At 63.2% G+C, this 21,854-nt stretch carries 23 protein-coding genes; 12 read left to right on the forward strand and 11 right to left on the reverse strand.

Annotation, left to right across the window (positions count from 1 at the left end):
• The first annotated feature begins 70 nt into the window (after window positions 1-70).
• From E8E95_RS03470 to E8E95_RS03500, 7 genes are all read left to right on the forward strand, one after another.
• Window positions 71-1,293, forward strand: a protein-coding gene (locus tag E8E95_RS03470; protein ID WP_280347810.1) for an IS3 family transposase whose coding sequence is annotated in 2 segments (ribosomal slippage) — window positions 71-416 and window positions 416-1,293 — 1,224 coding nt in all. Because the reading frame shifts where the segments join, the coding sequence is not laid out codon by codon here.
• 1,067 nt (window positions 1,294-2,360) lie between these two features.
• On the forward strand, window positions 2,361-4,094 hold the full coding sequence (gene ltrA / locus E8E95_RS03475) for a group II intron reverse transcriptase/maturase (protein ID WP_280348128.1): 1,734 nt from the start codon (window positions 2,361-2,363) through the stop codon (window positions 4,092-4,094).
• A 205-nt stretch (window positions 4,095-4,299) separates the two neighbouring features.
• The gene (ftsY, locus tag E8E95_RS03480; protein ID WP_280348130.1) at window positions 4,300-5,745 is read left to right on the forward strand and encodes a signal recognition particle-docking protein FtsY; all 1,446 of its coding nucleotides are present in this window, start codon (window positions 4,300-4,302) and stop codon (window positions 5,743-5,745) included.
• Window positions 5,742-6,410, forward strand: coding sequence for a cell division ATP-binding protein FtsE (gene ftsE, locus E8E95_RS03485; RefSeq protein ID WP_016490212.1), 669 nt, complete (start codon window positions 5,742-5,744; stop codon window positions 6,408-6,410). The genes ftsY and ftsE overlap by 4 nt, the downstream gene beginning before the upstream one ends.
• Window positions 6,410-7,429: a permease-like cell division protein FtsX gene (ftsX, locus tag E8E95_RS03490; protein ID WP_077524132.1), complete on the forward strand. Its 1,020-nt coding sequence runs from the start codon at window positions 6,410-6,412 to the stop codon at window positions 7,427-7,429. Before ftsE ends, ftsX begins: the two co-directional genes overlap by 1 nt.
• 113 nt (window positions 7,430-7,542) lie before the next feature.
• Window positions 7,543-8,397 carry an RNA polymerase sigma factor RpoH gene (gene rpoH, locus E8E95_RS03495; RefSeq protein WP_077524133.1) on the forward strand — a complete coding sequence of 285 codons (855 nt, stop codon included), beginning with the start codon at window positions 7,543-7,545 and terminating at the stop codon, window positions 8,395-8,397.
• A 60-nt stretch (window positions 8,398-8,457) separates the two neighbouring features.
• Complete coding sequence (locus tag E8E95_RS03500; RefSeq protein WP_280348135.1) at window positions 8,458-9,060, forward strand: hypothetical protein; 603 nt, start codon at window positions 8,458-8,460, stop codon at window positions 9,058-9,060.
• Between the two features lie 84 nt (window positions 9,061-9,144).
• On the opposite strand, the gene mtgA is transcribed toward E8E95_RS03500, so the two are convergent.
• The gene (gene mtgA, locus E8E95_RS03505; RefSeq protein ID WP_280348136.1) at window positions 9,145-9,837 is read right to left on the reverse strand and encodes a monofunctional biosynthetic peptidoglycan transglycosylase; all 693 of its coding nucleotides are present in this window, start codon (window positions 9,835-9,837) and stop codon (window positions 9,145-9,147) included.
• Between the two features lie 66 nt (window positions 9,838-9,903).
• On the opposite strand from mtgA, the gene E8E95_RS03510 reads away from it, so the two are divergent.
• The 5 genes from E8E95_RS03510 (at window position 9,904) to E8E95_RS03530 (ending at window position 13,753) form a co-directional block, all read left to right on the forward strand.
• Window positions 9,904-10,281, forward strand: a complete 378-nt coding sequence (locus E8E95_RS03510; RefSeq protein ID WP_280348138.1) for a DUF423 domain-containing protein — start codon at window positions 9,904-9,906, stop codon at window positions 10,279-10,281.
• 107 nt (window positions 10,282-10,388) lie between these two features.
• Window positions 10,389-10,589, forward strand: coding sequence for a sulfur carrier protein ThiS (thiS, locus tag E8E95_RS03515; RefSeq protein ID WP_280348140.1), 201 nt, complete (start codon window positions 10,389-10,391; stop codon window positions 10,587-10,589).
• An 88-nt stretch (window positions 10,590-10,677) separates the two neighbouring features.
• Window positions 10,678-11,472, forward strand: a complete 795-nt coding sequence (locus E8E95_RS03520) for a thiazole synthase (RefSeq protein WP_077524138.1) — start codon at window positions 10,678-10,680, stop codon at window positions 11,470-11,472.
• A gap of 62 nt (window positions 11,473-11,534) precedes the next feature.
• Window positions 11,535-12,254, forward strand: a complete 720-nt coding sequence (trmB, locus tag E8E95_RS03525) for a tRNA (guanosine(46)-N7)-methyltransferase TrmB (RefSeq protein WP_280348143.1) — start codon at window positions 11,535-11,537, stop codon at window positions 12,252-12,254.
• A gap of 155 nt (window positions 12,255-12,409) precedes the next feature.
• The gene (locus tag E8E95_RS03530; protein WP_280348145.1) at window positions 12,410-13,753 is read left to right on the forward strand and encodes a DUF1329 domain-containing protein; all 1,344 of its coding nucleotides are present in this window, start codon (window positions 12,410-12,412) and stop codon (window positions 13,751-13,753) included.
• A gap of 251 nt (window positions 13,754-14,004) precedes the next feature.
• On the opposite strand, the gene E8E95_RS03535 is transcribed toward E8E95_RS03530, so the two are convergent.
• From E8E95_RS03535 to E8E95_RS03580, 10 genes are all read right to left on the reverse strand, one after another.
• A complete protein-coding gene (locus E8E95_RS03535; RefSeq protein ID WP_179058531.1) occupies window positions 14,005-14,259 on the reverse strand; it encodes a hypothetical protein in 255 nt (84 codons plus the stop codon).
• A gap of 39 nt (window positions 14,260-14,298) precedes the next feature.
• Complete coding sequence (locus tag E8E95_RS03540; protein ID WP_120653596.1) at window positions 14,299-14,622, reverse strand: DUF3392 domain-containing protein; 324 nt, start codon at window positions 14,620-14,622, stop codon at window positions 14,299-14,301.
• A 60-nt stretch (window positions 14,623-14,682) separates the two neighbouring features.
• A complete protein-coding gene (hemW, locus tag E8E95_RS03545) occupies window positions 14,683-15,867 on the reverse strand; it encodes a radical SAM family heme chaperone HemW (protein WP_280348148.1) in 1,185 nt (394 codons plus the stop codon).
• Window positions 15,864-16,457: an RdgB/HAM1 family non-canonical purine NTP pyrophosphatase gene (gene rdgB, locus E8E95_RS03550; RefSeq protein WP_280348150.1), complete on the reverse strand. Its 594-nt coding sequence runs from the start codon at window positions 16,455-16,457 to the stop codon at window positions 15,864-15,866. Before rdgB ends, hemW begins: the two co-directional genes overlap by 4 nt.
• Window positions 16,454-16,873 carry a DUF4426 domain-containing protein gene (locus E8E95_RS03555; RefSeq protein ID WP_077524144.1) on the reverse strand — a complete coding sequence of 140 codons (420 nt, stop codon included), beginning with the start codon at window positions 16,871-16,873 and terminating at the stop codon, window positions 16,454-16,456. Before E8E95_RS03555 ends, rdgB begins: the two co-directional genes overlap by 4 nt.
• A gap of 17 nt (window positions 16,874-16,890) precedes the next feature.
• A complete protein-coding gene (gene metW / locus E8E95_RS03560; protein ID WP_280348153.1) occupies window positions 16,891-17,511 on the reverse strand; it encodes a methionine biosynthesis protein MetW in 621 nt (206 codons plus the stop codon).
• Between the two features lie 3 nt (window positions 17,512-17,514).
• Window positions 17,515-18,654, reverse strand: coding sequence for a homoserine O-acetyltransferase (locus E8E95_RS03565; protein WP_280348155.1), 1,140 nt, complete (start codon window positions 18,652-18,654; stop codon window positions 17,515-17,517).
• A 110-nt stretch (window positions 18,655-18,764) separates the two neighbouring features.
• Window positions 18,765-20,753, reverse strand: coding sequence for a dynamin-like GTPase family protein (locus tag E8E95_RS03570; RefSeq protein WP_280348156.1), 1,989 nt, complete (start codon window positions 20,751-20,753; stop codon window positions 18,765-18,767).
• A gap of 207 nt (window positions 20,754-20,960) precedes the next feature.
• Window positions 20,961-21,257, reverse strand: a complete 297-nt coding sequence (locus E8E95_RS03575; RefSeq protein ID WP_280348157.1) for a DUF167 domain-containing protein — start codon at window positions 21,255-21,257, stop codon at window positions 20,961-20,963.
• Complete coding sequence (locus E8E95_RS03580; protein WP_179058523.1) at window positions 21,254-21,847, reverse strand: YggT family protein; 594 nt, start codon at window positions 21,845-21,847, stop codon at window positions 21,254-21,256. The genes E8E95_RS03575 and E8E95_RS03580 overlap by 4 nt, the downstream gene beginning before the upstream one ends.
• Window positions 21,848-21,854: the final 7 nt, after the last annotated feature.

Below are 21,854 nucleotides of genomic sequence, written 5' to 3' on the forward strand. Positions count from 1 at the left end.
TGAACGAGCCCCTTGAAACACAGGACACCGTTTCCCCCTTACCATAAGGGATAGGCAAACGACTGTGTTTATGACTACCAGCAAAGACAAAACCATCGAAGTGCTCGGCCAGGAGCGGCGTCGCCGCTGGAGCGTCGAGGAAAAACTGGCCATGGTGCGCGAGAGTCTCGAGCCCGGGCAAAGCGTCTCGGTGGTGGCCCGGCGCAACGGCATCAACCCCAACCAACTGTTCCACTGGCGCAAGCTCTACCAGGACGGCAGCCTCTCGGCGGTCAGTGCCGGTGAAGCGGTGGTGCCCGCCTCCGAGTTGGCCGATGCCCTCAAGCAGATCCGCGAACTGCAACGGATGCTGGGCAAGAAGACCATGGAGGCCGAGATCCTCAAGGAAGCGGTGGAGATCGCCCGCTCGCGAAAATGGATTGCGCACTCACCCTTGTTGCCGGGGGACGACCAGTGAAGGCGGTCAGTGAGAGTCTCGGTGTGGCGCGCTCGCAATTGACGGCTCGACTCAAACAACCCGCTCCAGGGCTGCGGCCTCGTCGGCGCCGAGCGTTCAACGATGTGACCTTGGTCGAGCAGATCCAGCAGGCAGTCGGCGCCCTGCCCAGCTATGGCTATCGTCGGATCTGGGGTCTGTTGCGTCGGCAGCATGAGCAACAGGCCCTGCCACCGGTCAACGTGAAGCGGGTTTACCGCGTCATGCGTGATCACGATCTGTTGCTGGAACGCCGTCGCAAGCAGCCGGGTGTGGCGCGGCGTCACGAAGGTCGTGTCGCCGTGGATACAAGCAACACCCGCTGGTGTTCGGATGGCTTCGAGTTCCGCTGCGAGGATGGTGACAAACTGCGCGTGACCTTCGCTCTGGACTGCTGCGACCGCGAAGCCATCAGTTGGGTGGCCAGCCCACACGGCTACAGTGGCGACGATGTCCGCGACGTGATGCTGGAAGCCGTCGAGCAACGCTTCGGTAGCGAGCTGCCTGCGTCGCCGGTGCAATGGCTGAGCGATAACGGCTCGGCCTATACCGCCGAACAGACCCGGGTCTTTGCCCGGCAGATCGGCCTGCTACCTCTGACAACACCGGTGTGCAGCCCACAGAGCAACGGGATGGCGGAGAGCTTCGTGAAGACCATGAAGCGCGACTATATCCGCCACATGCCCAAGCCCGATCGAGCGACGGCCCTGCGCAACCTGGCCATCGCCTTCGAGCATTACAACGAGGAACATCCGCACAGCGCACTGAACTACCGCTCACCTCGGGAGTTCAGACGCTTGGCTGAGGCATCAACTTAACGGGGTACCGGTGTCCGGTTTGATAGGGGCAAGTCCAGTCGGAGAGCTTTCTCCCTGACACCAAGTCCTTTGATATCAAGGGGCTACAGTCTAAATAAAGCACTTGTGCCTGGTTTGACCAGCTCAAATCGACCCGCTTGCGGGGGTGTGGTAAATCCCCGTCAGGGGGTAACTACGCCTCGAATCCGACCTCCAATGGTTGAAATTCGTTCGGTTAGGCGCATCAAAAGGCAATTCCCACCCTGGGGATTGTTTCAAGATATTTCATGCCTCAAGGGTGATAAAGCGACCCTTAGGGGCTGCTCCCACCCATAAAGGCCTCTGGATAACTTGCCCGTAACCACCGTCGCGAGATGTTGGAGGCACCAAGTCCAAGCACGGAGCGTGAGCTCCAGACCGCATTGCTCAACTCCGCTGATTCAGGGAGCACCGAGCCTGATGTGTACCCATCAGTTCACTGGATCGGCATGCTCCGGGGACCAACCTCGGGGTGTGAAGCCCGATCGACAATGTCTCTCCCTTCCTAGGGAACCGCGCCCCGGCAACGGGGAGCGCAAGATCGCCGAATTGCCCGGCTTTCTAGAGGCTAGTGACCAAACCCGCATGGCTAACACATGTGAACCGTCGTCAGAACCTTCGTCAGTATCTTCGGGCCAACGGCAATTAGGCCCCGGCCAAAATGGCAACGTAGTCGGTCAGCGCAGTAGGACGATGCGCTGCGGTACCACCGCACTACCGGGGGAAAGACGGAGCCTAAACGGGGAATTGATGCGATCTGGGGAACGTGGCAATCCCGACCACCCGCCTAACCAGCAGTAACGGCGGCAGGCTACCCGCAAGGGGCGCTGATGGGTGTGGGGAATAGGAGGGTGCAAGAAGCGAACGGCCGCCTGTAATGGGGGGCATACCAGCTGAAACATCGCTGGCAGGGGTCAACCCTGGCCGACGTGCACCTGGTCTACAAGTGCGATATCAACCGCTGATTCCAGCGTAACAACGACCCTAGGGGTGAACCGCCCCCTAGGGGCGGTCCGTCCTGAAGGTCTCATTACCACCAGGAGGACAGTATGAAAACGACGCCAGCTACACCGGTGAAGTCTGCGTCCTTCGACGGGACAGAGGAATGGCACAGTCTTGACTGGGCCAACATCCAAGTCTCTGTTCGGAAGACGCAGCTGAAAATCGCGCAGGCTACTGGGGAGGGTAATTGGCGCAGGGTTAAACGCCTGCAACGGTTACTGACCCACTCGTTTCACGGCCGCTGTTTAGCAGTGAGACGAGTCACGGAGAACCGGGGTCGCAAGACTCCGGGCGTAGATGGAGCAACATGGGCAACGCCCAGCGCCAAACTACGGGCTGTGATGAGTCTGTCCAAGAAAAGGGGATACAGGGCCCAACCGCTCCGGCGGGTGTGGATTCCCAAACCCGGCAAGGCGGAAAGGCGACCGCTAGGCATCCCGACTATGTTGGATCGTGCCATGCAAGCGCTGTATCTACTTGCCCTAGAACCTGTCGTCGAAAGCACCAGCGACCCGAGGAGTTATGGCTTCAGGCCAGATCGGGCAACCACTGATGCGATGGTAGAACTCTTTCATCTGCTGGCCACGCCAGTGGCTCCGACTTGGGTGATGGAAGGGGACATAAAAGGGTTCTTTGACAACATCAACCATGACTGGCTGATCAAAAACGTCCCCATGGACAAGATGATGCTCAGGAAATGGTTGAGGGCCGGGGTGGTCGACCGGAGACAATTCGCAGCTACAGAAGCCGGGACGCCACAGGGTGGGATCATCTCTCCCTGTCTGGCGAACGTCACTCTGAACGGTCTGGAAACTCAGCTGAAGCGCCACCTGGCACAAAAGCTTGGGGTCAAAAAGGCCGAGAAGACGAAGGTTCAGGTAGTGAGGTATGCGGACGACTTTGTCATCACTGCAGACTCGAAAGAGCTGCTGGAGGACGAGGTCCGACCTTGGGTAGAACAATTCCTAGCGGTTCGAGGGGTTGAGCTATCCAGGGAGAAAACGCACATCACACACATCCTGGACGGATTCGACTTCCTAGGGTGGAACTTCAGGAAGTACGTGCCGAAATCGCCCAAACGGAAGACCAAGCTGCTCATCAAGCCCTCAAGGAAAAACGCCTCGGCGTTCTACCGGAAAGTGAGCGAGATCGTTAGAGACAGCGGGGCGCTAACGCAGGACGCGCTAATCGGCCAGCTGAACCCGGTACTGAAGGGGTGGGCACAGTACCACTCCCAAGTAGTGGCAAAACGCACCTTCAGCAAGCTAGATCACATGATTCACTGGCGAATCTGGAGGTGGGCGAAGCGCAGGCATCCTAAGAAGTCCGCCAAATGGATTAAGAAGAAGTACTTCCACTACATAGGCGGTCAAAAATGGGTGTTTGCGCACCCCTATAAAAGTGGCAACGGGAAAACCGGCTACCGGCAGTTGTTCTTGCTGGCTAGCACGGAAATAAGGAGGGGTAAGCGTCTACCGCTGGCGTACCAGCCTTATGACGCTGAACAGGAGTTGAAGTGGGAGGATCTGCGAGTCAAACGGATGCAGTACAAACTGCAATACCGGGGACAAATTCTCAGGCTCTTCCAGCGACAACGCGGGGTTTGCGCCCTATGCGGTCACGCGGTCAGTAAGGAAACCGGCTGGCACGACCACCACGTCATCCGACGAGTGGACGGCGGCTCGGATAAGCCGAACAACCGCGTACTCCTGCACCCCAACTGCCACTCGCTGATCCACAGTCGGCGACAAGAGGTAACTCTGCTCTACAGCGGCTTATAGTGGTAAAGTCGCGCGCAACACTCCGTGCGTACCGGTCAAGCTTCTTGACTTCATGTAGGCTTGAGCCGTGTGCGGTTAAAGTCGCACGCACGGTTCTTAGGGGGCTCCGGACCAGGTAATGGTCCGGGGCTACCCGACTTCCCGGGGCGGCGAAGCTGGCCGGCATAGAGCCAGTACGGCCGCTCCCTTGAGATGCAATCGACTCATGTTTGGTTCCAACGACGACAAGAAAGCTCCGGCCCAGGCCGGGGAAAAGAAATCCTTGTTCGGCTGGCTGCGCAAAAAGCCCCAGGAAACCGCTCCCGTCGCTCCGGCGGAGCCGGTTGCTCCTGTCGAGGCAGAGACGCCGGCCGCACCTGCGCCCACGCCTGAAATTGTTCCGGTTGCCCAGCCTGTCGCTGAGCCCGTAACGGCTCCGACCCCGGCCCCCGAAGCGGCTCCGGTCGTAGCCGAGGTCCCGGCACCAGCACCAGCACCGGCACCGGCGCCCGCGCCTGTCGAAGTTTCCGCGCCCGCTCCGGTCGTGACCGAAGCGCCCGCTCCCGTGATTGCCGAGGCGCCGGTAGTCGCCGAGCCTGTCGCACCTGCACCTGCACCTGCACCTGCACCTGCACCTGCACCTGCACCTGCACCCGTGGCAGAACAGCCGGTGCCGGTTATCGCGCCCGCTCCTGCAGTCGAGCCGGCCCCCGTTCCCCCCGTCCAGACCGAGCCCGCCAAGGCCAGCTTCTTCTCCCGCCTCAAGCAGGGACTGTCGAAGACCAGCGCCAGCATTGGCGAAGGCATGGCCAGCCTGTTCCTCGGCCGCAAGGCCATCGACGACGACCTGCTGGATGAAATCGAGACCCGTCTCCTGACCGCCGACGTGGGTGTGGAAGCCACCACCGCCATCGTCCAGAGCCTGACCCAGAAGGTCGCGCGCAAGCAGTTGGCTGACGCCGACGCCCTCTACAAGGCCTTGCAGGACGAACTGGCGGCTCTGCTGCGTCCGGTCGAACAGCCGCTGAAGATCGAGAGCGGCAGCGCGCCCTACGTGATCCTCGTGGTCGGCGTGAACGGCGTCGGCAAGACCACCACCATCGGCAAGCTGGCCAAGAAGCTGCAGCTCGATGGCAAGAAGGTCATGCTGGCCGCCGGCGACACCTTCCGCGCCGCCGCGGTGGAGCAATTGCAGATCTGGGGCGAGCGCAACAACATCGCCGTGATCGCCCAGCACACCGGCGCGGATTCCGCGTCGGTAATCTTCGATGCCGTGCAGGCCGCCAAGGCCAGGGGCGTCGATGTGCTGATCGCCGACACCGCTGGCCGTCTGCACACCAAGGACAACCTCATGGAGGAGCTGAAGAAGGTGCGCCGCGTGATCGGCAAGCTGGACGAGACCGCTCCCCACGAAGTGCTGCTGGTGCTGGACGCCGGCACCGGCCAGAACGCGATCAACCAGGCCAAGCAGTTCCACCAGGCGGTCAACCTGTCCGGCCTGGCGCTGACCAAACTGGACGGCACCGCCAAGGGCGGGGTGATCTTCGCCCTGGCCAAGCAATTCAGCCTGCCGATCCGCTACATCGGTGTGGGTGAGGGCATCGACGACCTGCGTACCTTCGAAGCCGACGCCTTCGTCAAGGCCCTCTTCGCAGAGCGGGAGTCCGCATGATTCGATTCGAGCAGGTCGGCAAGCGCTATCCAAACGGCCATGTCGGCCTGCACGAACTGAGCTTCCGCGTACGCCGCGGCGAGTTCCTCTTCGTCACCGGCCATTCCGGTGCCGGCAAGAGCACCCTGTTGCGCCTGCTGCTGGCAATGGAGCGTCCCACCACCGGCAAGCTGCTGCTGGCCGGGCAGGACCTGTCGACCATCACCAACTCGCAGATCCCTTTCCTGCGCCGCCAGATCGGCGTCGTCTTCCAGAACCACCAGCTGCTGTTCGACCGCAGCGTGTTCGACAACGTCGCCCTGCCGCTGCAGATCCATGGCCTGTCCAAGCCGGAGATCGCCAAGCGCGTGAGCGTAGCGCTGGAGCGCGTATCCCTGGCCGACAAGGCCGAGCTTTATCCGGCCGACCTGTCCACCGGCCAGCAACAGCGCGTCGGCATTGCCCGCGCCGTCGTGCACCGTCCGGCCTTGCTGCTGGCTGACGAACCCACGGGTAACCTGGACCCGCGCCTGGCTGCCGAGATCATGGGTGTATTCGAGGACATCAATCGCTTGGGCACCACCGTCTTGATCGCCAGTCACGACCTCGCGCTGATTGCGCGTATGCGCCACCGTCTGCTCACCCTGCAACGTGGCCGCCTGATTGGCGACGGGGAGGCGGTCTGATGAGCGCCAAGCAGATGCCGCCGCCGAAGCCCGCCGAGCGTGTAGGGGCTTCTCCCCGGCACGTCGATTCGCCGGAGAAGGGCGACGACGGCCCGGATTTCAAAACCCTGCTGCATGCCTGGCTGGAGAGTCACCGCGCCAGCCTGGTCGACAGCCTGCGTCGCCTGGGTCGCCAGCCCGTCGGCAGCTTCTTCACTTGCCTGGTGATGGCGATCGCCCTCAGCCTGCCCATGGGTCTGTCCCTGCTCCTCAGCAACGTGGAGCGGCTGGGTGGGTCCTGGCAGCGTGCGGCGCAGATTTCCCTGTTCATGAAAATGGATGCCAGTGAGTCCCAGGGGCAGAAGCTACGGGACGAAATCGCCGGTATGCCGGATGTGGCCGAGGCCGAATGGATCAGTCGCGAGCAGGCATTGGCCGAGCTGCAGCAGCAATCCGGTCTGGGCGAGGCGCTCAAGGAGTTGCCGCAGAACCCGCTGCCCGGTGTGATCCTGGTGACCCCCAAGGAAGTCGACAAGGCGGCCCTTGAGGCCTTGCGTCAACGTCTGTCGGAAATGTCCGGCATCGAACAGGCGCAACTGGACCTGGTCTGGGTCGAGCGCCTGTCGGCGATCCTCAAGCTGGGCGAACGTTTCGTCTTCGGCCTGGCGGTGCTGCTGATCCTGGCCTTGCTGCTGGTCATCGGTAACACCATTCGTCTGCATATCGAGAACCGCCGCACCGAGATCGAGGTGATCAAGCTGGTGGGCGGTACCGATAGCTATGTGCGTCGTCCCTTCCTTTATATGGGCGCGCTCTACGGTACCGGTGCGGGCCTCCTGGCCTGGCTGGTGCTCGCCTATGGCCTGGACTGGCTGAACGATGCCGTCGTCCGTCTGGCCGGTCTCTACGGCAGCGACTTCGCGCTCGTGGGCGTACCACTAGCCGATGGTCTATCCCTGCTTCTGGGCGCTGTCCTGCTGGGCTACATTGGTGCCTGGCTGGCCGTCGCCCGTCATCTCAGTGAGCTGGCGCCGCGTTAGGACCCATCGGTTTTCGCGGGTGTTGCGAGGGGTGTAAGGAAACTTTTACACCCCCTTGCAGTCATATAGGCCAGTGCTACACTGCGCGAGCTTTAGTGAATCGGAGGATTCGCATGACCACTTCCCTGCAACCTGTCTATGCCCTGGCCCCCGGTGCGAACCTGGAGGCATACGTGCATGCGGTCAACGGCATCCCGCTGCTGACTGTCGAGCGGGAGCGCGAACTGGCCGAACGCCTCTTCTATGAACAAGATCTGGAAGCGGCACGGCAAATGGTGCTGGCGCACCTGCGCTTCGTCGTGCACATCGCCAAGAGTTATTCCGGCTACGGTCTGGCCCAGGCCGACCTGATCCAGGAAGGCAACGTCGGCCTGATGAAGGCCGTCAAGCGCTTCAACCCCGAAATGGGCGTGCGCCTGGTGTCCTTCGCTGTGCACTGGATCAAGGCCGAGATCCATGAATTCATCCTGCGCAACTGGCGAATCGTCAAGGTCGCCACCACCAAGGCGCAGCGCAAGCTGTTCTTCAACCTGCGCAGCCAGAAGAAGCGTCTGAGCTGGCTGAACAACGATGAAGTCCATGCAGTGGCCAACACCCTGGGTGTCGAGCCCCATGAAGTGCGCGAGATGGAAAGCCGGCTGACCGGCCAGGACATGGCGTTCGACCCGGCGGCTGATGCTGACGACGATGCTGCCTTCCAGGCACCGGCGCACTACCTGGAAGACCATCGCTACGACCCGGCGCGCCAGTTGGAGGAAGCGGATTGGAGCGACAGTTCCACCGCCAACCTGCATGAAGCACTGGATGGTCTGGACGATCGCAGCCGCGACATCCTCCACCAGCGTTGGCTGGCCGAGGAGAAGGCGACACTGCACGACCTGGCAGCCAAGTACAACGTCTCCGCCGAGCGCATTCGCCAGTTGGAGAAGAACGCCATGAACAAGCTCAAAGGCTTCATTCAGGCGTGACGCAGAAACCCGGGAAAGCCGCACTTCGGTGCGGCTTTTTTCTGTCTGGAGAAAACCCCCATGCCCATGTCGTCCCTGCGCACCAGCCACTGGCTGCTGTTCGCCTCGGTTGCCGTGCTGTTCTTTTCCCTGGCGCTGTGGATGAGCAATCAGTCGGACCGTGCCGAGCCGCTACCCTGGCTGCAGGACTGGCAAGAATCGGTGATCGTGCCCATGGCCGAAGGCGACCTGCCCCTGGAGAAATTGGCGGAGCTGGCGCCGGGGGAGCTCTGGTTGCAACCGCGTGCTGAAGGTCCGCGTCTGGTCTACCGCACCGAGCAGGAGCGGGAAGAGGGCGTCTGGCGCCTTGAGGGCGAGCTGGAGCTGAGCGATGGCGAACGCAACAGCCTGTCCAAGGCTCTGGGCGCAGGCACTGACGAGCAACCTCTGAGTGGCGAGATGCTGGAGCAGTTGGGTGGGCACCGGGTAGCCGTGCTGAACATGGTGCCCATGGCCGAAGTATCGGCCGCACGGCTGGCCGCCAGCATCGGGCCTCCCCGACTGCGCCTGCGCACCGGTGAGGGCGAGGCGTGGATCTATCCCCAGCAGGGGCTCAGCGCGCACCTGTTGGAAGGCAAGGTGCAGCTCCTGCACCTGGTGCCGCGCGAGGCAATGAAGAACTGATCGGTGGAGGGCAAGGCCGCGGCCCTGTAGGAGCGAGCTTGCTCGCGAAGTGGGGCGGCACGTTTCTTCGCCTGGCTCCTACGTTCAGAGCTGTTGCAAGTAGGTGCTGCCGCCGAGTTGACTCATTTGTCGGCGAATCCAGCCAGCGCGGGTTGCGACATAACCGCTTGGCCTGGAAGGACTCCATTTGCGCGGATTCGGTAGAACGGCGGCCAGCAAGGCTGCCTGCTGGCGGGACAGGCGGGCAGCATGGACGCCGAAATGCTGGCGGGCTGCGGCCTCGGCGCCGAACACGCCGTTGCCCCACTCGACGCTGTTCAGGTAGACCTCGAGGATTCGGTGCTTCGGCCAGAAAAATTCGATCAGCCCGGTGAACCAGACTTCCAGCCCCTTGCGGACCCAATTGCGGCCGGACCAGAGGAACAGGTTCTTCGCCACTTGCTGGCTGAGGGTGCTGGCGCCGCGGACCGAACCGCCGCGCTCGTTGTGCGCAAAGGCCTTGCGAATGGCGGGGATGTCGAACCCCCAGTGCTCGGCGAACTTCTGGTCTTCGGCGGCGATCACCGCGATTTTCAAGTCATTCGGCAATTCGTCCCAGGACACCCAGTCGCGCTTGACGTCGATCGGCTTGCCGTCGATCCACGACTCGATCTTGCGCTCCACCATCAGCATCGAGCCGGGCGGCGGCACCCAACGGAACAGGATCACCAGCAACACGGACGCCGCCGCGAACCAGAGCAGCAATTTGAACAGGCGGCGGCGAATGGTGCTGAACATGCTGGCTTGGCCCAGGGAAATTTGCGCGCCATTATAGCGGCCGTCCTTCCTCTGTCTGGAGTCCCCATGGAGCGTCTGTTCCTGCTGCTTTCCGCTTTCGCCGGTTTCACCGGGGTGGCCCTTGGCGCTTTTGCCGCCCACGGGCTGAAAAGCAGGCTGACGCCCGAGTACCTGGCGGTGTTCCAGACGGGTACCCACTACCAGTTGATCCATGCCCTGGCGCTGTTCGGCGTGGCCCTGCTGGCGCTGCATGCTCCCGGTCGACTGGTGAACCTGGCGGGCGGCTTCTTCGTCCTCGGTATCCTGCTGTTCTCCGGCAGCCTCTACCTGCTGACCCTCAGTGGAATCGGCAAGCTCGGCATCATCACGCCCTTCGGTGGCCTGGCCTTCCTCGCCGGCTGGCTGTGCCTGGGCCTTTCGGCCTGGAGCCTGGCGAGTCGTTAACTTGACCGTGGCGTCAAATTGCGGGACGAATGGCGCCCTTTTGCCTTGGTGCCGCGCGGCTATCGGGCTAGAATGCCGTCCCCTTTTCCAGTTGTGACTGATCCGTCATGCGTATTCAGTTGAACGGCGAATCCTTCGAGCTTCCCGATGGCCAGACCGTCGCGGACCTCATTTCCCGCCTGGACCTCGCCGGCCGCCGCGTCGCGGTCGAGCTCAATCTCGATATCGTGCCGCGCAGCCTGCACGCCGCCACCGCCCTGTGCGAAGGCGACCGCGTCGAGGTGGTTCACGCCATCGGCGGCGGCTAGTAGAGCGGGTTTCAACCTGCCCAGCCGCACCATCCGCAGCACCTGTTTCGCGTATCAAGCAATTCCCTCTGCCCGCCAGGAGTCCAGCATGAGCCAAACGCCGATCGACAAGCCCTTCACCCTCGCGGGCCGCACCTATGAATCGCGTCTGCTGGTGGGCACCGGCAAGTACAAGGACCTCGAAGAAACCCGCGTTGCCATCGAGGCTTCCGGCGCCGAGATCGTCACCGTGGCCGTGCGCCGTACCAACATCGGCCAGAACCCGGGCGAACCGAACCTGCTGGACGTGATTTCGCCGGACAAGTACACCATCCTGCCGAACACCGCCGGCTGCTATAACGCCGAGGAAGCCGTGCGCACCTGCCGCCTGGCCCGTGAGCTGCTGGATGGCCACAACCTGGTCAAGCTGGAAGTCCTGGCTGACCAGAAGACCCTCTTCCCCAACGTCGTCGAAACCCTCAAGGCTGCCGAGCAGCTGGTCAAGGACGGTTTCGACGTCATGGTCTACACCAGCGACGATCCCATCATCGCCCGCCAACTGGCCGAGATGGGCTGCATCGCCGTGATGCCCCTGGCCGGCCTCATCGGTTCGGGCATGGGTATCTGCAACCCCTGGAACCTGCGCATCATCCTCGAAGAAGCCAAGGTTCCGGTGCTGGTGGATGCCGGTGTGGGCACTGCTTCCGACGCCACCATCGCCATGGAACTGGGTTGCGAAGCCGTGCTGATGAACACCGCCATCGCCCACGCGCAGAACCCGGTCATGATGGCCGAGGCCATGAAGCACGCTATCGTTGCCGGTCGCCTCGCCTACCTGGCCGGGCGTATGCCGCGCAAACTCTACGCCAGCGCGTCGTCGCCGCTGGATGGTCTGATCCGCTGAGGGCCGATCACGGTCGCAAGATCGTGAGCAGGTTCTGTAAGTTTCACTAACAGGTTTTCGCAATGATTGAAGAACAGGGCTCGCCGGCTGCCGCCGACGAAACGCGCCACCACCGCACCATCAAGAGTTTCGTGATGCGTGCCGGGCGCATGACCGAAGGCCAGCAGCGTGGCCTCGACCAGGGCTGGCCGAAGTACGGCCTGGAACTGGCTGACGGTCCGCAGGATTTCGACGCCCTGTTCGGTCGCAGTGCACCGCGTACCTTCGAGATCGGCTTCGGCATGGGCCATGCCACCCTGGAGATGGCCGCCGCTGCGCCCGAGCAGGACTTCATCGGTGTCGAAGTGCACCGTCCGGGGGTTGGTGCCCTGCTGAATGGCGCCATGACCCAGGGCCTGTCCAATATCCGCGTATACAGCTGCGATGCGCTCGAAGTGCTGCGTGACTGCGTTGCGGATGCAAGCCTGGACCGCGTGCTGTTGTTCTTCCCCGATCCCTGGCACAAGTCCCGTCACCACAAGCGGCGGATCGTCCAGCTCGCGTTCGCCGAACTGGTGCGGCAGAAGCTCAAGGTCGGCGGTGTGCTGCATATGGCCACCGACTGGGAGCATTACGCCGAGCACATGCTGGAAGTCATGAGCGTTGCGCCGGGCTACCGCAACCTGGCCGAGGACGGCCGCTACGTTCCGCGCCCGGAAGAACGCCCCATCACCAAGTTCGAGCGCCGCGGCGAGCGTCTTGGCCATGGCGTCTGGGATCTCAAGTTCCAGCGCATCGATTGATCGGGCGCCGCGCTAGCGGCGCACCGGTACACCTGACTAGACCGGGCTAACCCGGCACCTCACCTGATCCGACGATAGCAACGCCTGCCCATTGAGCGGGCGGCATAAGAATAAGAGCGACGTAATGCCCATTACGTCGTGAGGAGAAGGCTGTGTTGTTGAGAACATTCGGATATCTGCTCCTGGCCGGCTGCGCCCTGCAAGCCCAGGCCAAAGTCGACGCTACCCAGGCCGCCCGTCTCGGGCAGGACCTCACGCCACTCGGCGGTGAGCGTGCCGGCAATGCCGCCGGCACCATCCCGGCCTGGGACGGTGGCCTGGCCACCCCGCCGGCTGGCTACCAGCCGGGCATGCACCACCCTGATCCCTATGCCGGTGAAGCCCCGCGCTTCGTTATCGACGGCAGCAACCTCGCCCAGTACGAGCAGATCCTGACGCCGGGGTACAAGGCCCTGCTGCAGGAGCATCCGGAGTACAAGCTGCGGGTCTTCCCGACCCATCGCAGTGCCGCGGCGCCGCAGCGCATCTATGACGCCACCCGCTCGAATGCCGTGAACGGTACGCTGATCGCCGGTGGCAACGGTGTCGAGGGCGTTGCGGCCGGCATTCCCTTCCCGGTTCCGGCGAGCGGCCTGGAAGCCATCTGGAACCACATCCTGCGTTATCGCGGCGAGCAGATTCACTTCACCACCAACCAGGCGGCGGTCCTGGCCAACGGTAGCTACAACCTGCTGAAGCTGGAACGGGACATCTACTTCGTCTACGGCCGCGACGGCATGACTCCGGGCAACCTGGAGAACACGCTGTTCTACTACAAGTACCGTGTCGTTGCTCCGGCCAAGCTGTCCGGTTCGGCACTGGTGGTTCAGGAAACCCTCGACCAGGTGCTGTCGATCCGCAAGGCCTGGCGCTTCAATCGCGGCGAACGGCGTGTCCGTCGTCTGCCGATGCTGGCGTACGACACCCTGCAGCCCGACACCAATGGCCTGGCCACGGCAGACGTGGTGGACTCCTACAACGGCGCGCCGGATCGTTACGAATGGCAGCTGCTCGGCAAGCAGGAAATGCTGGTGCCCTACAACAGCTACGCCGTGCACCAGAAGGGCATCCCCTACGAGCAGGTCCTCAAGTCCAGCTACGTGAACCCCGACCTGCTGCGTTACGAGCAACATCGTGTCTGGGTGGTGGAAGCGACCCTGCGCAAGGGCTTCACCCATCCCTACGCCAAGCGTCGTTTCTACCTGGACGAGGACAGCTGGCAGATTCTGGCCGTTGATCTCTATGACAAGGACGGGCGCCTGAGCGGCATGCAGGAAAGCCATCCGATCAGCTATTACGATGTACCGATGTTCGGCAGTACGCTGGAAACCATCTACGATTTCGTGGGCGATCGTTACTTCGTCGACGGTCTCGACAACAACGAACCCATGTATGATTTCAACGCCCCGCTCAGCCCGAGGGATTTCACACCCCAGGCGCTACGACGCGAAGGCAACTGATTCCGGCCTGCCTGGCCATCCCAGCCGCCCCTCGGGGCGGCTTTTTAATGGGCGGTAATTGGGTCGCACTGGTAGGGGCGATCTCAATCGCGAATTCATTCGCTCACAGGGCACGGCCTTGCCCTGCTTGGCGAATAAATTCGCCCCTACAGGACTGCGCCGACGGCGAGCCGAAAGTCACCCCTCGCCCTCTGGGAGAGGGGCCGGGGGAGAGGGTAGTTTCCGGCGGCTCGCCCATCCGTAAGGTGGTGCTAATTGATCAGCTCCGCTCCAGTCAGCGTCGCATCCGGCAGGGCCGGGGGTGCGGGGCTGATCTGCATGTACTTGATGCTTTCCCGTGGAATCAGCAGCAGGTCGCCGTCCACCTCGATGCTGAGAAACGGGGACTCCAGTTGGCGGCGCAAACCCCTGGCCACTTCGACCGGGTCGGCAGTTTGCTGGGGGAAACGCAGGGCCAGGCGCTGGCCGTCCTGGAAGTGCAGGTAGAGGTGCTTGATCGGTTTCATGGGCGTGCTCCCGGAGGTGGCGGCCGGGAGCCGCCGATCCTAGTTGCGATCGGCGATCACACCGATCACGAAGAAGACTAGTAGCAGGACAGGCGCCAGGGTGTAGTTGTTGAAGTAGCCCAGCCCTTTGGCCAGCCAGGGCGTCAGGTAGATCATCGCCAGGCCGTAACCCACCGCGCAGAGCAGGACGAAGAGCAGGGTGCGGAAGAGGAAGTTGAGGCTACCGATGCGCTGTTGTACCCAGGCGTTGAGGGCGGGCCCGAACAGCACCAGGACGGTGGCCATGATGGCCAGGGCAATATCGTGCAGGTGGCCGCGGCTCCAGCGCGAAAGGGTGGCGATCAGATCCAGTACGACTTCCATCCAGAGGGTCCTTGGCGAAATGGTTCGGGGGCAGACGATTCCAAATCCGTGGTGCGCCCGTCAAGGCAGGAAATGCTGCAGCAGGTCGTTGAGGAACAGCTGGCCTTCACGGGTGGCAACCAGGCGTTGCGGGTCCTTCAGCAGCAGGCCACGAGTCTCGGCTTCGCTGCGCGCTGCCGCCAGGGCGGCCAGCGGCATGCCGGTGCGCTGAGTGAACAGATCCGCGGGCACGCCGTCCGTGAGGCGCAGCACGTTCATGAGGAATTCGAAGGGCAGCTCGTCGTGGTCAAGGTGGCGTTCGCCGGCCTGGAAGCGCTTGGCGGAATCCAGATAGTCCTTCGGCAGGCGGGTTTTCCAGCTGCGGATGATGCGTCCTTCCGGGCTGCTCATCTTGGCGTGGGCGCCGGCGCCGATGCCAAGGAAGTCGCCGAAGCTCCAGTAGTTGAGGTTGTGCCGTGCGCGCTGGCTGTCGCGGGCGTAGGCCGACACCTCGTATTGCGCGTAACCCTGTTCGGCCAGCAGTGCCTGGCCCGCCTCCTGGATGTCCCAGAGGATGTCGTCCTCGGGCAGCTCCGGCGGCTGGTTCCAGAACACGGTGTTCGGCTCCATGGTCAGCTGGTACCAGGAGAGATGCGTCGGACCCTGGGCGATGGCCGTGCGCAGGTCTTCGAGAGCATCGTCCATGGACTGGTCCGGCAGGCCGTGCATCAGGTCCAGGTTGAAATTGTCGAACCCGGCTTTGCGTGCCATGTCCGCAGCGCGCACGGCTTCGTCGCCGTTGTGGATGCGCCCCAGGGCCTTGAGCTTGGCTTCCTGGAAGCTCTGCACGCCAATCGAGAGGCGGTTGATGCCGAGCTGCCGGTAGGCGGCGAATTTGGCCTGCTCGAAGGTGCCGGGGTTGGCTTCGAGCGTGATCTCGATGTCGCGGGCGAAGGGCACCCGCTGTTCGACGCCATCCAGCAACCGGCCAATGGCATTGGCGCTGAACAGGCTGGGTGTGCCGCCACCGAAGAAGATCGACGTCAGCGAGCGACCGTGGACATGGCCGAGGTCGTGGTCCAGGTCCGCCAGCAGGGCATCGATGTAGGCCTCTTCAGGCAGCTCGGAACCGGCGGCATGGGAGTTGAAGTCGCAGTAGGGGCACTTGCGCACGCACCAGGGAATATGGACATAGAGCGCCAGGGGCGGGAGCTGGAAGCCGATGGCCTGGTTTCCGGCCGCCGGGTGCGACGCTGTGCTTTTCATATCCCCAGCCGCTGCTTGAGCAGGGCCATGGCACGGGCGCGGTGGCTGAGCTGGTTCTTGTCGATGGGGGACAGTTCGGCGCTGGAGCAGCCGCATTCGGGAACCCAGAACAGCGGGTCGTAGCCGAAACCGTGCTCACCACGGGCTTCGAACAGGATGCTGCCGCGCCAGATGCCTTCACAGAGGATCGGCAGCGGGTCATCGGCATGGCGCATCAGGGCCAGGCTGCAGATGAATTGCGCGCCGCGTTCGGCCTCGGGGACATCGCGCAGGGCGTCGAGCAGCTTGGCGTTGTTCGCCGCGTCACCCTGGCCGTCCGCGTAGCGTGCCGAATAGATACCCGGTGCGCCGCCGAGGAAATCCACCGCCAGACCGGAGTCGTCGGCCAGTGCCGGCAGGCCGGATACCCTTGCCGCGTTGCGGGCCTTGAGAATGGCGTTCTCAACGAAGGACAGGCCGGTTTCTTCCGGCTCGACGTCGCTGAACTCGGCGATGGAGCGCACTTTCACGCTCTCGCCGAGCATGGCCTGGAGTTCCTTGAGTTTGCCGGCGTTGTGGCTGGCCAGCACCAGTTCGTTGAAGGGCATCATTCGTCGGGGAAGAATTCCTGGTCGAAGCTGAAGCTGTGGGCCGCTTCGTCTCCGCGTTGCACGTTGAGGGTGAAATTGAGCATTTCACGCTCGTTGAAGGGGAACTGCGCGAGGTAGTAGATGGCCTCGCCCTCGCTGATCTGCTTGAACTGCAGCGGCGTGACCTGGCCCAGCAGATTCTTCACCTGGCCACTGACCTGCGCGGTGCTGGCCTTGCCGGCCTTGAGCACGGCCACGTTGACCACGCCCTGGGTCTTGCTGCGGGTCAGGCCCACGGCGGCGGCGATGTCCGGCTGCAGGAAACTGGAGTTGAACGCGTTGTAGTGCACGTCCAGGTCGCCGAAGGTCTGCTTGCGCTCAGCGGCTGCCGGCAGCGCCAGGCAAAGGGCGAAAAGGAACAGGGCTAGACGACGCATGGTTTGCCTCCTTTGATTCAGACCGCGATGCGGTGATCCGTCAGGCTCGGACCGCTGACGCGATAGATACCGATCTCACCCAACAGATTAGGCCAAACACGGCTGGGCAGGTTGTGTCGGTGCTCGTTGTCCACGGCGAGCCGGTCGAGCACTTTCACCTGCATTTCGCGGCACAGTGCCTCGAAGTCCTTGAAGGTGCAGAAGTGGATGTTCGGCGTGTTGTACCAGGTGTAGGGCAGGAACTCCGAAACCGGCATGCGGCCGTAGCGCGCCAGGTACCAGCGGCAGCGCCAGTGGCCGAAGTTGGGGAAGGTGATGATGCATTCGCGACCGACCCGCAGCATTTCCTGGAGGATGCGGTCGGGGTAGTGCACGGCCTGCAGCGCCTGGGTCATCACCACGACGTCGAAGCTGTTGCTGGCGAAGTTGCCCAGGCCCTTGTCCAGGTCCTGTTCGATCACGTTCACGCCCCGGTCGATGCAGTGGGCGATGTTTTCCGGATCGATCTCCAGGCCATAGCCGCTGACCTGCTTGTTGTCGCGCAGCCAGGCCAGCAAATCGCCACGGCCGCAGCCGAGGTCGAGCACCCGGCTGCCGGCGGGAATCCAGTCCTGGATGATTTCTAGGTCGGCACGCATGGGTTACACCGCAATCCTGTTCATGTAGCTGCTGAAGGCCTGGAGGTAGCGCGGAATCGGCATGAGGAAGGCATCGTGGCCCTGGGGGGCGTCGATTTCCAGGTAGTTGACGTTCTTCCGCGCCGCCATGAGGGCGTCGACGATCTCCCGCGAACGGGCCGGGGAGAAGCGCCAGTCGGTAGTGAAGGACATCACGCAGAAGTCCGCCTTGGCGCCGGCCAGGGTGCGTGCCAGGTCGCCGTCATGGGCGGCGGCCGGGTCAAAGTAATCCAGCGCCTTGGTCATCAGCAGGTAGGTGTTGGCGTCGAAGCGTCCGGAGAACTCCTCGCCCTGATAGCGCAGGTAGCTTTCCACCTGGAATTCCACGCTGTGGAAGTCGTAGTTGAGCTTCTCGCTCTTCAGGCCACGGCCGAATTTCTCACCCATCGCGTCGTCCGACAGGTAGGTGATATGGCCGACCATGCGCGCCAGCATCAGGCCGCGCTTGGGGATCACGCCCTGATCCTTGAAGTGCCCACCGTGGAAGTCCGGGTCCGTAAGGATGGCCTGGCGCGCCACCTCGTTGAAGGCGATGTTTTGCGCGGAGAGCTTGGGCGCCGAGGCGATGGCCAGGCAGTGGCGCACGCGGTCCGGGTAGCTGATGGTCCATTGCAGGGCCTGCATGCCGCCCAGGCTGCCGCCTACGACGGCGGCCCATTGCTGAATGCCCAGGACATCGGCAAGGCGCGCCTGGCTGTTCACCCAGTCCTCCACCGTCATCACCGGGAAGTCGGCACCGAAGGGGGTGCCGGTGGCCGGGTTGATGCTGGCGGGGCCGGTGGAGCCGTTGCAGCCGCCGAGGTTGTTCAGGCTTACGACGAAGAATTTCAGGGTGTCGATGGGTTTGCCCGGACCGATGCAGCTGTCCCACCAGCCCGGCTTGCGGTCTTCCATGCTGTGGTAACCGGCAGCGTGGTGGTGGCCGGAGAGCGCATGGCAGATCAGCACTGCGTTGCTGTGGTCGGCGTTCAGCTCGCCGTAGGTTTCATAGACCAGTTCGTAGTCGGCGAGGCTGCGGCCGCAGGCCAGTGCCAGCGGTTCGCTGAAGCGCTGTACCTGGGGGCTGACCAGGCCGACGGAATCTGCGGGAATGGCGGTGGGCATCGCGACCCTGCTCTCAATCTGGGAAGGGCGCCAGTCTAAAGAGCGCCGCCCCCTGCGGCAAGCGCAGGGGGCGGCGGCTAAAGCGTTGAATAATCAGGTGCGGCGGGCGTTCAGGCGGACTCGCCGCCCTGCTGTTTGCGGGGGGGCACCGGCAGGTTGACCACCTTGCCCATGCGCTGCATCGGCGAGGGCAGGCGGAAGGTCCGCAGCATTTCATTGGCTTCGCTGATCTGCTGCTCCAGTTCCTCGGTGTAGCGCTCCAGTTGCTGGCCGCGCTGGCGGGTGAGCTGGGTTTCCTGGGCCAGGGCCTTCAGGCGCAGCATGTGGGTTTCCAGGAGCTGCTTGTGCTCCAGGGTGTGCTGCATCAGCGGCATCAGTGCGTCGCCGGCCCATTGCGCGACTTCCAGGCGCAGGCGCTGGTGCATGCCGATGACTTCCTGCACCAGGGTGTCGAAGAAGCGCTTGCCGAGCTGGCGTTGCTCGGTCAGCAGGGTCTTGGGATGCAGGCGGAACTGGTCGGCCTTCGAGCGCAGCTGGCCGAGCTCGCGAAGATAGCGCTGCACGTTGAACTGCGGGGCGTCGACCCCGTTCAGCGGGTTCTCTTCGTTATGCCGGCGGTAGATGGCCGCAACCATCTTGTTGGCCATTTCGGCCTCGTGTTCGAGGTTGTGCAGGTCAAGCGCGACGGAGCGGAAGAAGTGCAGGATGCTCTGGTTGATGCCGACGGTGGTCCAGCTGCCGGTGAGCTCGCGGCGCAGCCGCGCCAGGTGTTCTTCCAGGCGCTCCGTGCGGGCGGCGTTGCGCAGGGCGTCGCCCTGGCGCTTGAGCAGGCGCTGGTTGGTCTTCAGGCCGAGCAGGCGACGGTGATGCTGGGCGTGATCCTGCTTGGTGCGCGCGGTCAGCTCGAAAAGCATCTGACCGTTGTCCTGCTGGTGGCTGTCGAGCATCGATTGCTGCTCGCGCACCTTTTCCAGGCGCAGGTTGAGCACGTGCAGGCTGTTCTGCAGCAGGGTCATCATCTGGTGCGCCACGTGATCTTCGATCAGGCGCTCCTTCTGCGTGACGATCCGGTCGCAGAGCAGCTCTTCCAGTGCGCCGATCTGGCTGCGCTGGAGCAGCTCCCCATCGTTGCGCACCTTGGCCAGCAGCGCCTGCTTGGCCGACAGCGGCAGCACTTCATCGCTGCGGATGCCGAGCTGGCGGGCAGTGGTTTCCTGGATGCGGCGGATGGCGTTCTGCACGAAGCTCTCGCCGGCGAGGTCGTCCCAGAGCACATCGATCTTGTTCAGCACCGCGAACAGGTGGGACTGGGTGTCTTCGTCCAGCTGGCGGATGTGCTGTTGCCAGACGTCCATGTCGCTGGCGGTGACGCCGGTATCCGCCGAGAGCAGGAAGACGATGGCCTGCGCGGCGGGCAGCATCGACAGGGTCAGTTCCGGTTCGCTGCCGAGGGCGTTCAGGCCGGGAGTATCGAGGATGCGCAGGCCCTGGCGCAGCAGCGGATGATCGAAGTTGACCATGGCGTGGCGCCAGGCCGGCACCAGCACTTCGCCGGGGCGGCCGGTGGGGTCGAGCATGTCCGGGTGGAAGCCGAGCTGGATGGCCTGTTCCACCGGCATCGGCTTGGTCCGCGCCACCTGGGTGAAGGCCTGGATCATGTTGTCCGGGTCGCTCGGGTCCAGCGGGATGTTCACCCAGTGTCGGGGCGCACGCTTGAACTGGGAGACGCTGGCCTCGGCCATGCGCGACTCGATCGGCAGCAGGCGGATGTAGGAGCGTTCGGAGCGCGGGTCAAAGAACAGCTCGGTGGGGCACATGGTGGTGCGCCCGGCCTGGGACGGCAGCATGCGCTGGCCGAACTCGGAGAAGAACAGGCAGTTGATCAACTCGGTCTTGCCGCGGGAGAACTCGCCGACGAAGGCCAGGGTGATGTGGTCGGTGCGGAGCAGGCGCTGGGCACGTTCCAGCTTGGCGGAGAGCGCGTCCGAGTTCAGCCGGTTGTGTTCCAGCCAGCTTCTATAGCGGGTGATCTCCCGCAATAGCTCACGCTTCCAGGCGACGTAGGCGTCGACTTGCTGACTGAGACGCTCCATGCTCATTCAGGCTCTCCTCGCGAACACGCTTCCTGCGTTACGGGAATGGATGAAACTCGGGGTTGTCGCGACGACTGGTGGTCGCACCACGCCCGCCGGAGATCGCTTCCGGGGCGAGGTAAAGGCACAGTGCCAGCCTGTCATTGATCGGCATTATGCGCCTTGGGGAATGGCCGTCAATTGCCGGGCAGACGATGCCCGCCTTAAGGTCGGTCAGGGTTGCCGAGCGGTCAGTCCGGGCAGATCGGGAAGGGTTCGCGGGCGCTGGATGCGCACCCGCTTCTGCCGATTCAGTTCACCGCTTTCCAGGCTCACCTGGCTCTTGGCGACCCCGAAGGCCTCCGCCAGGAAGGCCATCAGATGGGCATTCGCCTTGCCTTCCACTGGAGGGGCGGTAAGGCGGATTTTCAGGCGCTCACCGTGCAGCCCGGCGAACTCATCACGGCTCGCCTTGGGCTGCAGATGGCAGTCGAGGATCAAGTCCTCGCCTGCCCAGCGGTACCAGGTCACAGGAACGGGCTGAGGATCTGCGGCATGCCAGTCATGGCGGCCAGATTGCCGATCACCAGCATGTCCAGCAGTTTCAGCGCGATGAACGCGAAGATCGGCGAGATATCCAGGCCGCCGAGGTTCGGTAGCAGCTTGCGGAACGGCATCAGCAGCGGTTCGCAGATCTGGTTCACCAACTGCGCGCCGGGGTTGTAGCTGCCCGGTGCGACCCAGGAAAGGATCACGCTGATGATCAGGGCGAAGAAGAACACCTTCAGGAACAGCGAGGTGACGCCGATGATGGACCAGATCAGCAGTTGCAGCAGGTAGCCGCCGACACCGTAGCCCATCAGGGTCAGGGTGATGATCATCAGCAGCAGCTGGACCAGGATGGCGAGCACCAGGGAGGCGAGGTCCAGCCCGCCGAATCCGGGGATGATCTTGCGCAGCGGGTTGAGCAGCGGCTTGGTGGCGCGCACCACGAACTGGCTCAGGGGGTTATAGAAGTCAGCGCGCACCAGCTGCAGGATGAAACGCAGCAGGACGATCAGCAGGTAGAGGCTGCCGAGGGTCTGAATCACGTAGATGGCGGCGGTGTTGAGTCCGGTCATCGAAAGC

This window comes from Pseudomonas sp. BN414, from assembly GCF_029871275.1.
GTDB lineage: Bacteria > Pseudomonadota > Gammaproteobacteria > Pseudomonadales > Pseudomonadaceae > Metapseudomonas > Metapseudomonas resinovorans_C.

What these genes read in the sequence shown, in the direction of transcription:
- E8E95_RS03570 (WP_280348156.1), bottom strand. Translation starts at nt 20,753, where the DNA reads ATGAGCATGGAGCGTCTCAGTCAGCAAGTCGACGCCTACGTCGCCTGG.
- ltrA (WP_280348128.1), top strand. Translation starts at nt 2,361, where the DNA reads ATGAAAACGACGCCAGCTACACCGGTGAAGTCTGCGTCCTTCGACGGG.
- ftsX (WP_077524132.1), top strand. Translation starts at nt 6,410, where the DNA reads ATGAGCGCCAAGCAGATGCCGCCGCCGAAGCCCGCCGAGCGTGTAGGG.
- E8E95_RS03565 (WP_280348155.1), bottom strand. Translation starts at nt 18,654, where the DNA reads ATGCCCACCGCCATTCCCGCAGATTCCGTCGGCCTGGTCAGCCCCCAG.
- rdgB (WP_280348150.1), bottom strand. Translation starts at nt 16,457, where the DNA reads ATGATGCCCTTCAACGAACTGGTGCTGGCCAGCCACAACGCCGGCAAA.
- E8E95_RS03500 (WP_280348135.1), top strand. Translation starts at nt 8,458, where the DNA reads ATGCCCATGTCGTCCCTGCGCACCAGCCACTGGCTGCTGTTCGCCTCG.
- E8E95_RS03510 (WP_280348138.1), top strand. Translation starts at nt 9,904, where the DNA reads ATGGAGCGTCTGTTCCTGCTGCTTTCCGCTTTCGCCGGTTTCACCGGG.
- E8E95_RS03555 (WP_077524144.1), bottom strand. Translation starts at nt 16,873, where the DNA reads ATGCGTCGTCTAGCCCTGTTCCTTTTCGCCCTTTGCCTGGCGCTGCCG.
- trmB (WP_280348143.1), top strand. Translation starts at nt 11,535, where the DNA reads ATGATTGAAGAACAGGGCTCGCCGGCTGCCGCCGACGAAACGCGCCAC.
- thiS (WP_280348140.1), top strand. Translation starts at nt 10,389, where the DNA reads ATGCGTATTCAGTTGAACGGCGAATCCTTCGAGCTTCCCGATGGCCAG.
- E8E95_RS03580 (WP_179058523.1), bottom strand. Translation starts at nt 21,847, where the DNA reads ATGACCGGACTCAACACCGCCGCCATCTACGTGATTCAGACCCTCGGC.
- hemW (WP_280348148.1), bottom strand. Translation starts at nt 15,867, where the DNA reads ATGAAAAGCACAGCGTCGCACCCGGCGGCCGGAAACCAGGCCATCGGC.
- mtgA (WP_280348136.1), bottom strand. Translation starts at nt 9,837, where the DNA reads ATGTTCAGCACCATTCGCCGCCGCCTGTTCAAATTGCTGCTCTGGTTC.
- E8E95_RS03535 (WP_179058531.1), bottom strand. Translation starts at nt 14,259, where the DNA reads ATGAAACCGATCAAGCACCTCTACCTGCACTTCCAGGACGGCCAGCGC.
- rpoH (WP_077524133.1), top strand. Translation starts at nt 7,543, where the DNA reads ATGACCACTTCCCTGCAACCTGTCTATGCCCTGGCCCCCGGTGCGAAC.
- metW (WP_280348153.1), bottom strand. Translation starts at nt 17,511, where the DNA reads ATGCGTGCCGACCTAGAAATCATCCAGGACTGGATTCCCGCCGGCAGC.
- E8E95_RS03520 (WP_077524138.1), top strand. Translation starts at nt 10,678, where the DNA reads ATGAGCCAAACGCCGATCGACAAGCCCTTCACCCTCGCGGGCCGCACC.
- E8E95_RS03540 (WP_120653596.1), bottom strand. Translation starts at nt 14,622, where the DNA reads ATGGAAGTCGTACTGGATCTGATCGCCACCCTTTCGCGCTGGAGCCGC.
- ftsY (WP_280348130.1), top strand. Translation starts at nt 4,300, where the DNA reads ATGTTTGGTTCCAACGACGACAAGAAAGCTCCGGCCCAGGCCGGGGAA.
- ftsE (WP_016490212.1), top strand. Translation starts at nt 5,742, where the DNA reads ATGATTCGATTCGAGCAGGTCGGCAAGCGCTATCCAAACGGCCATGTC.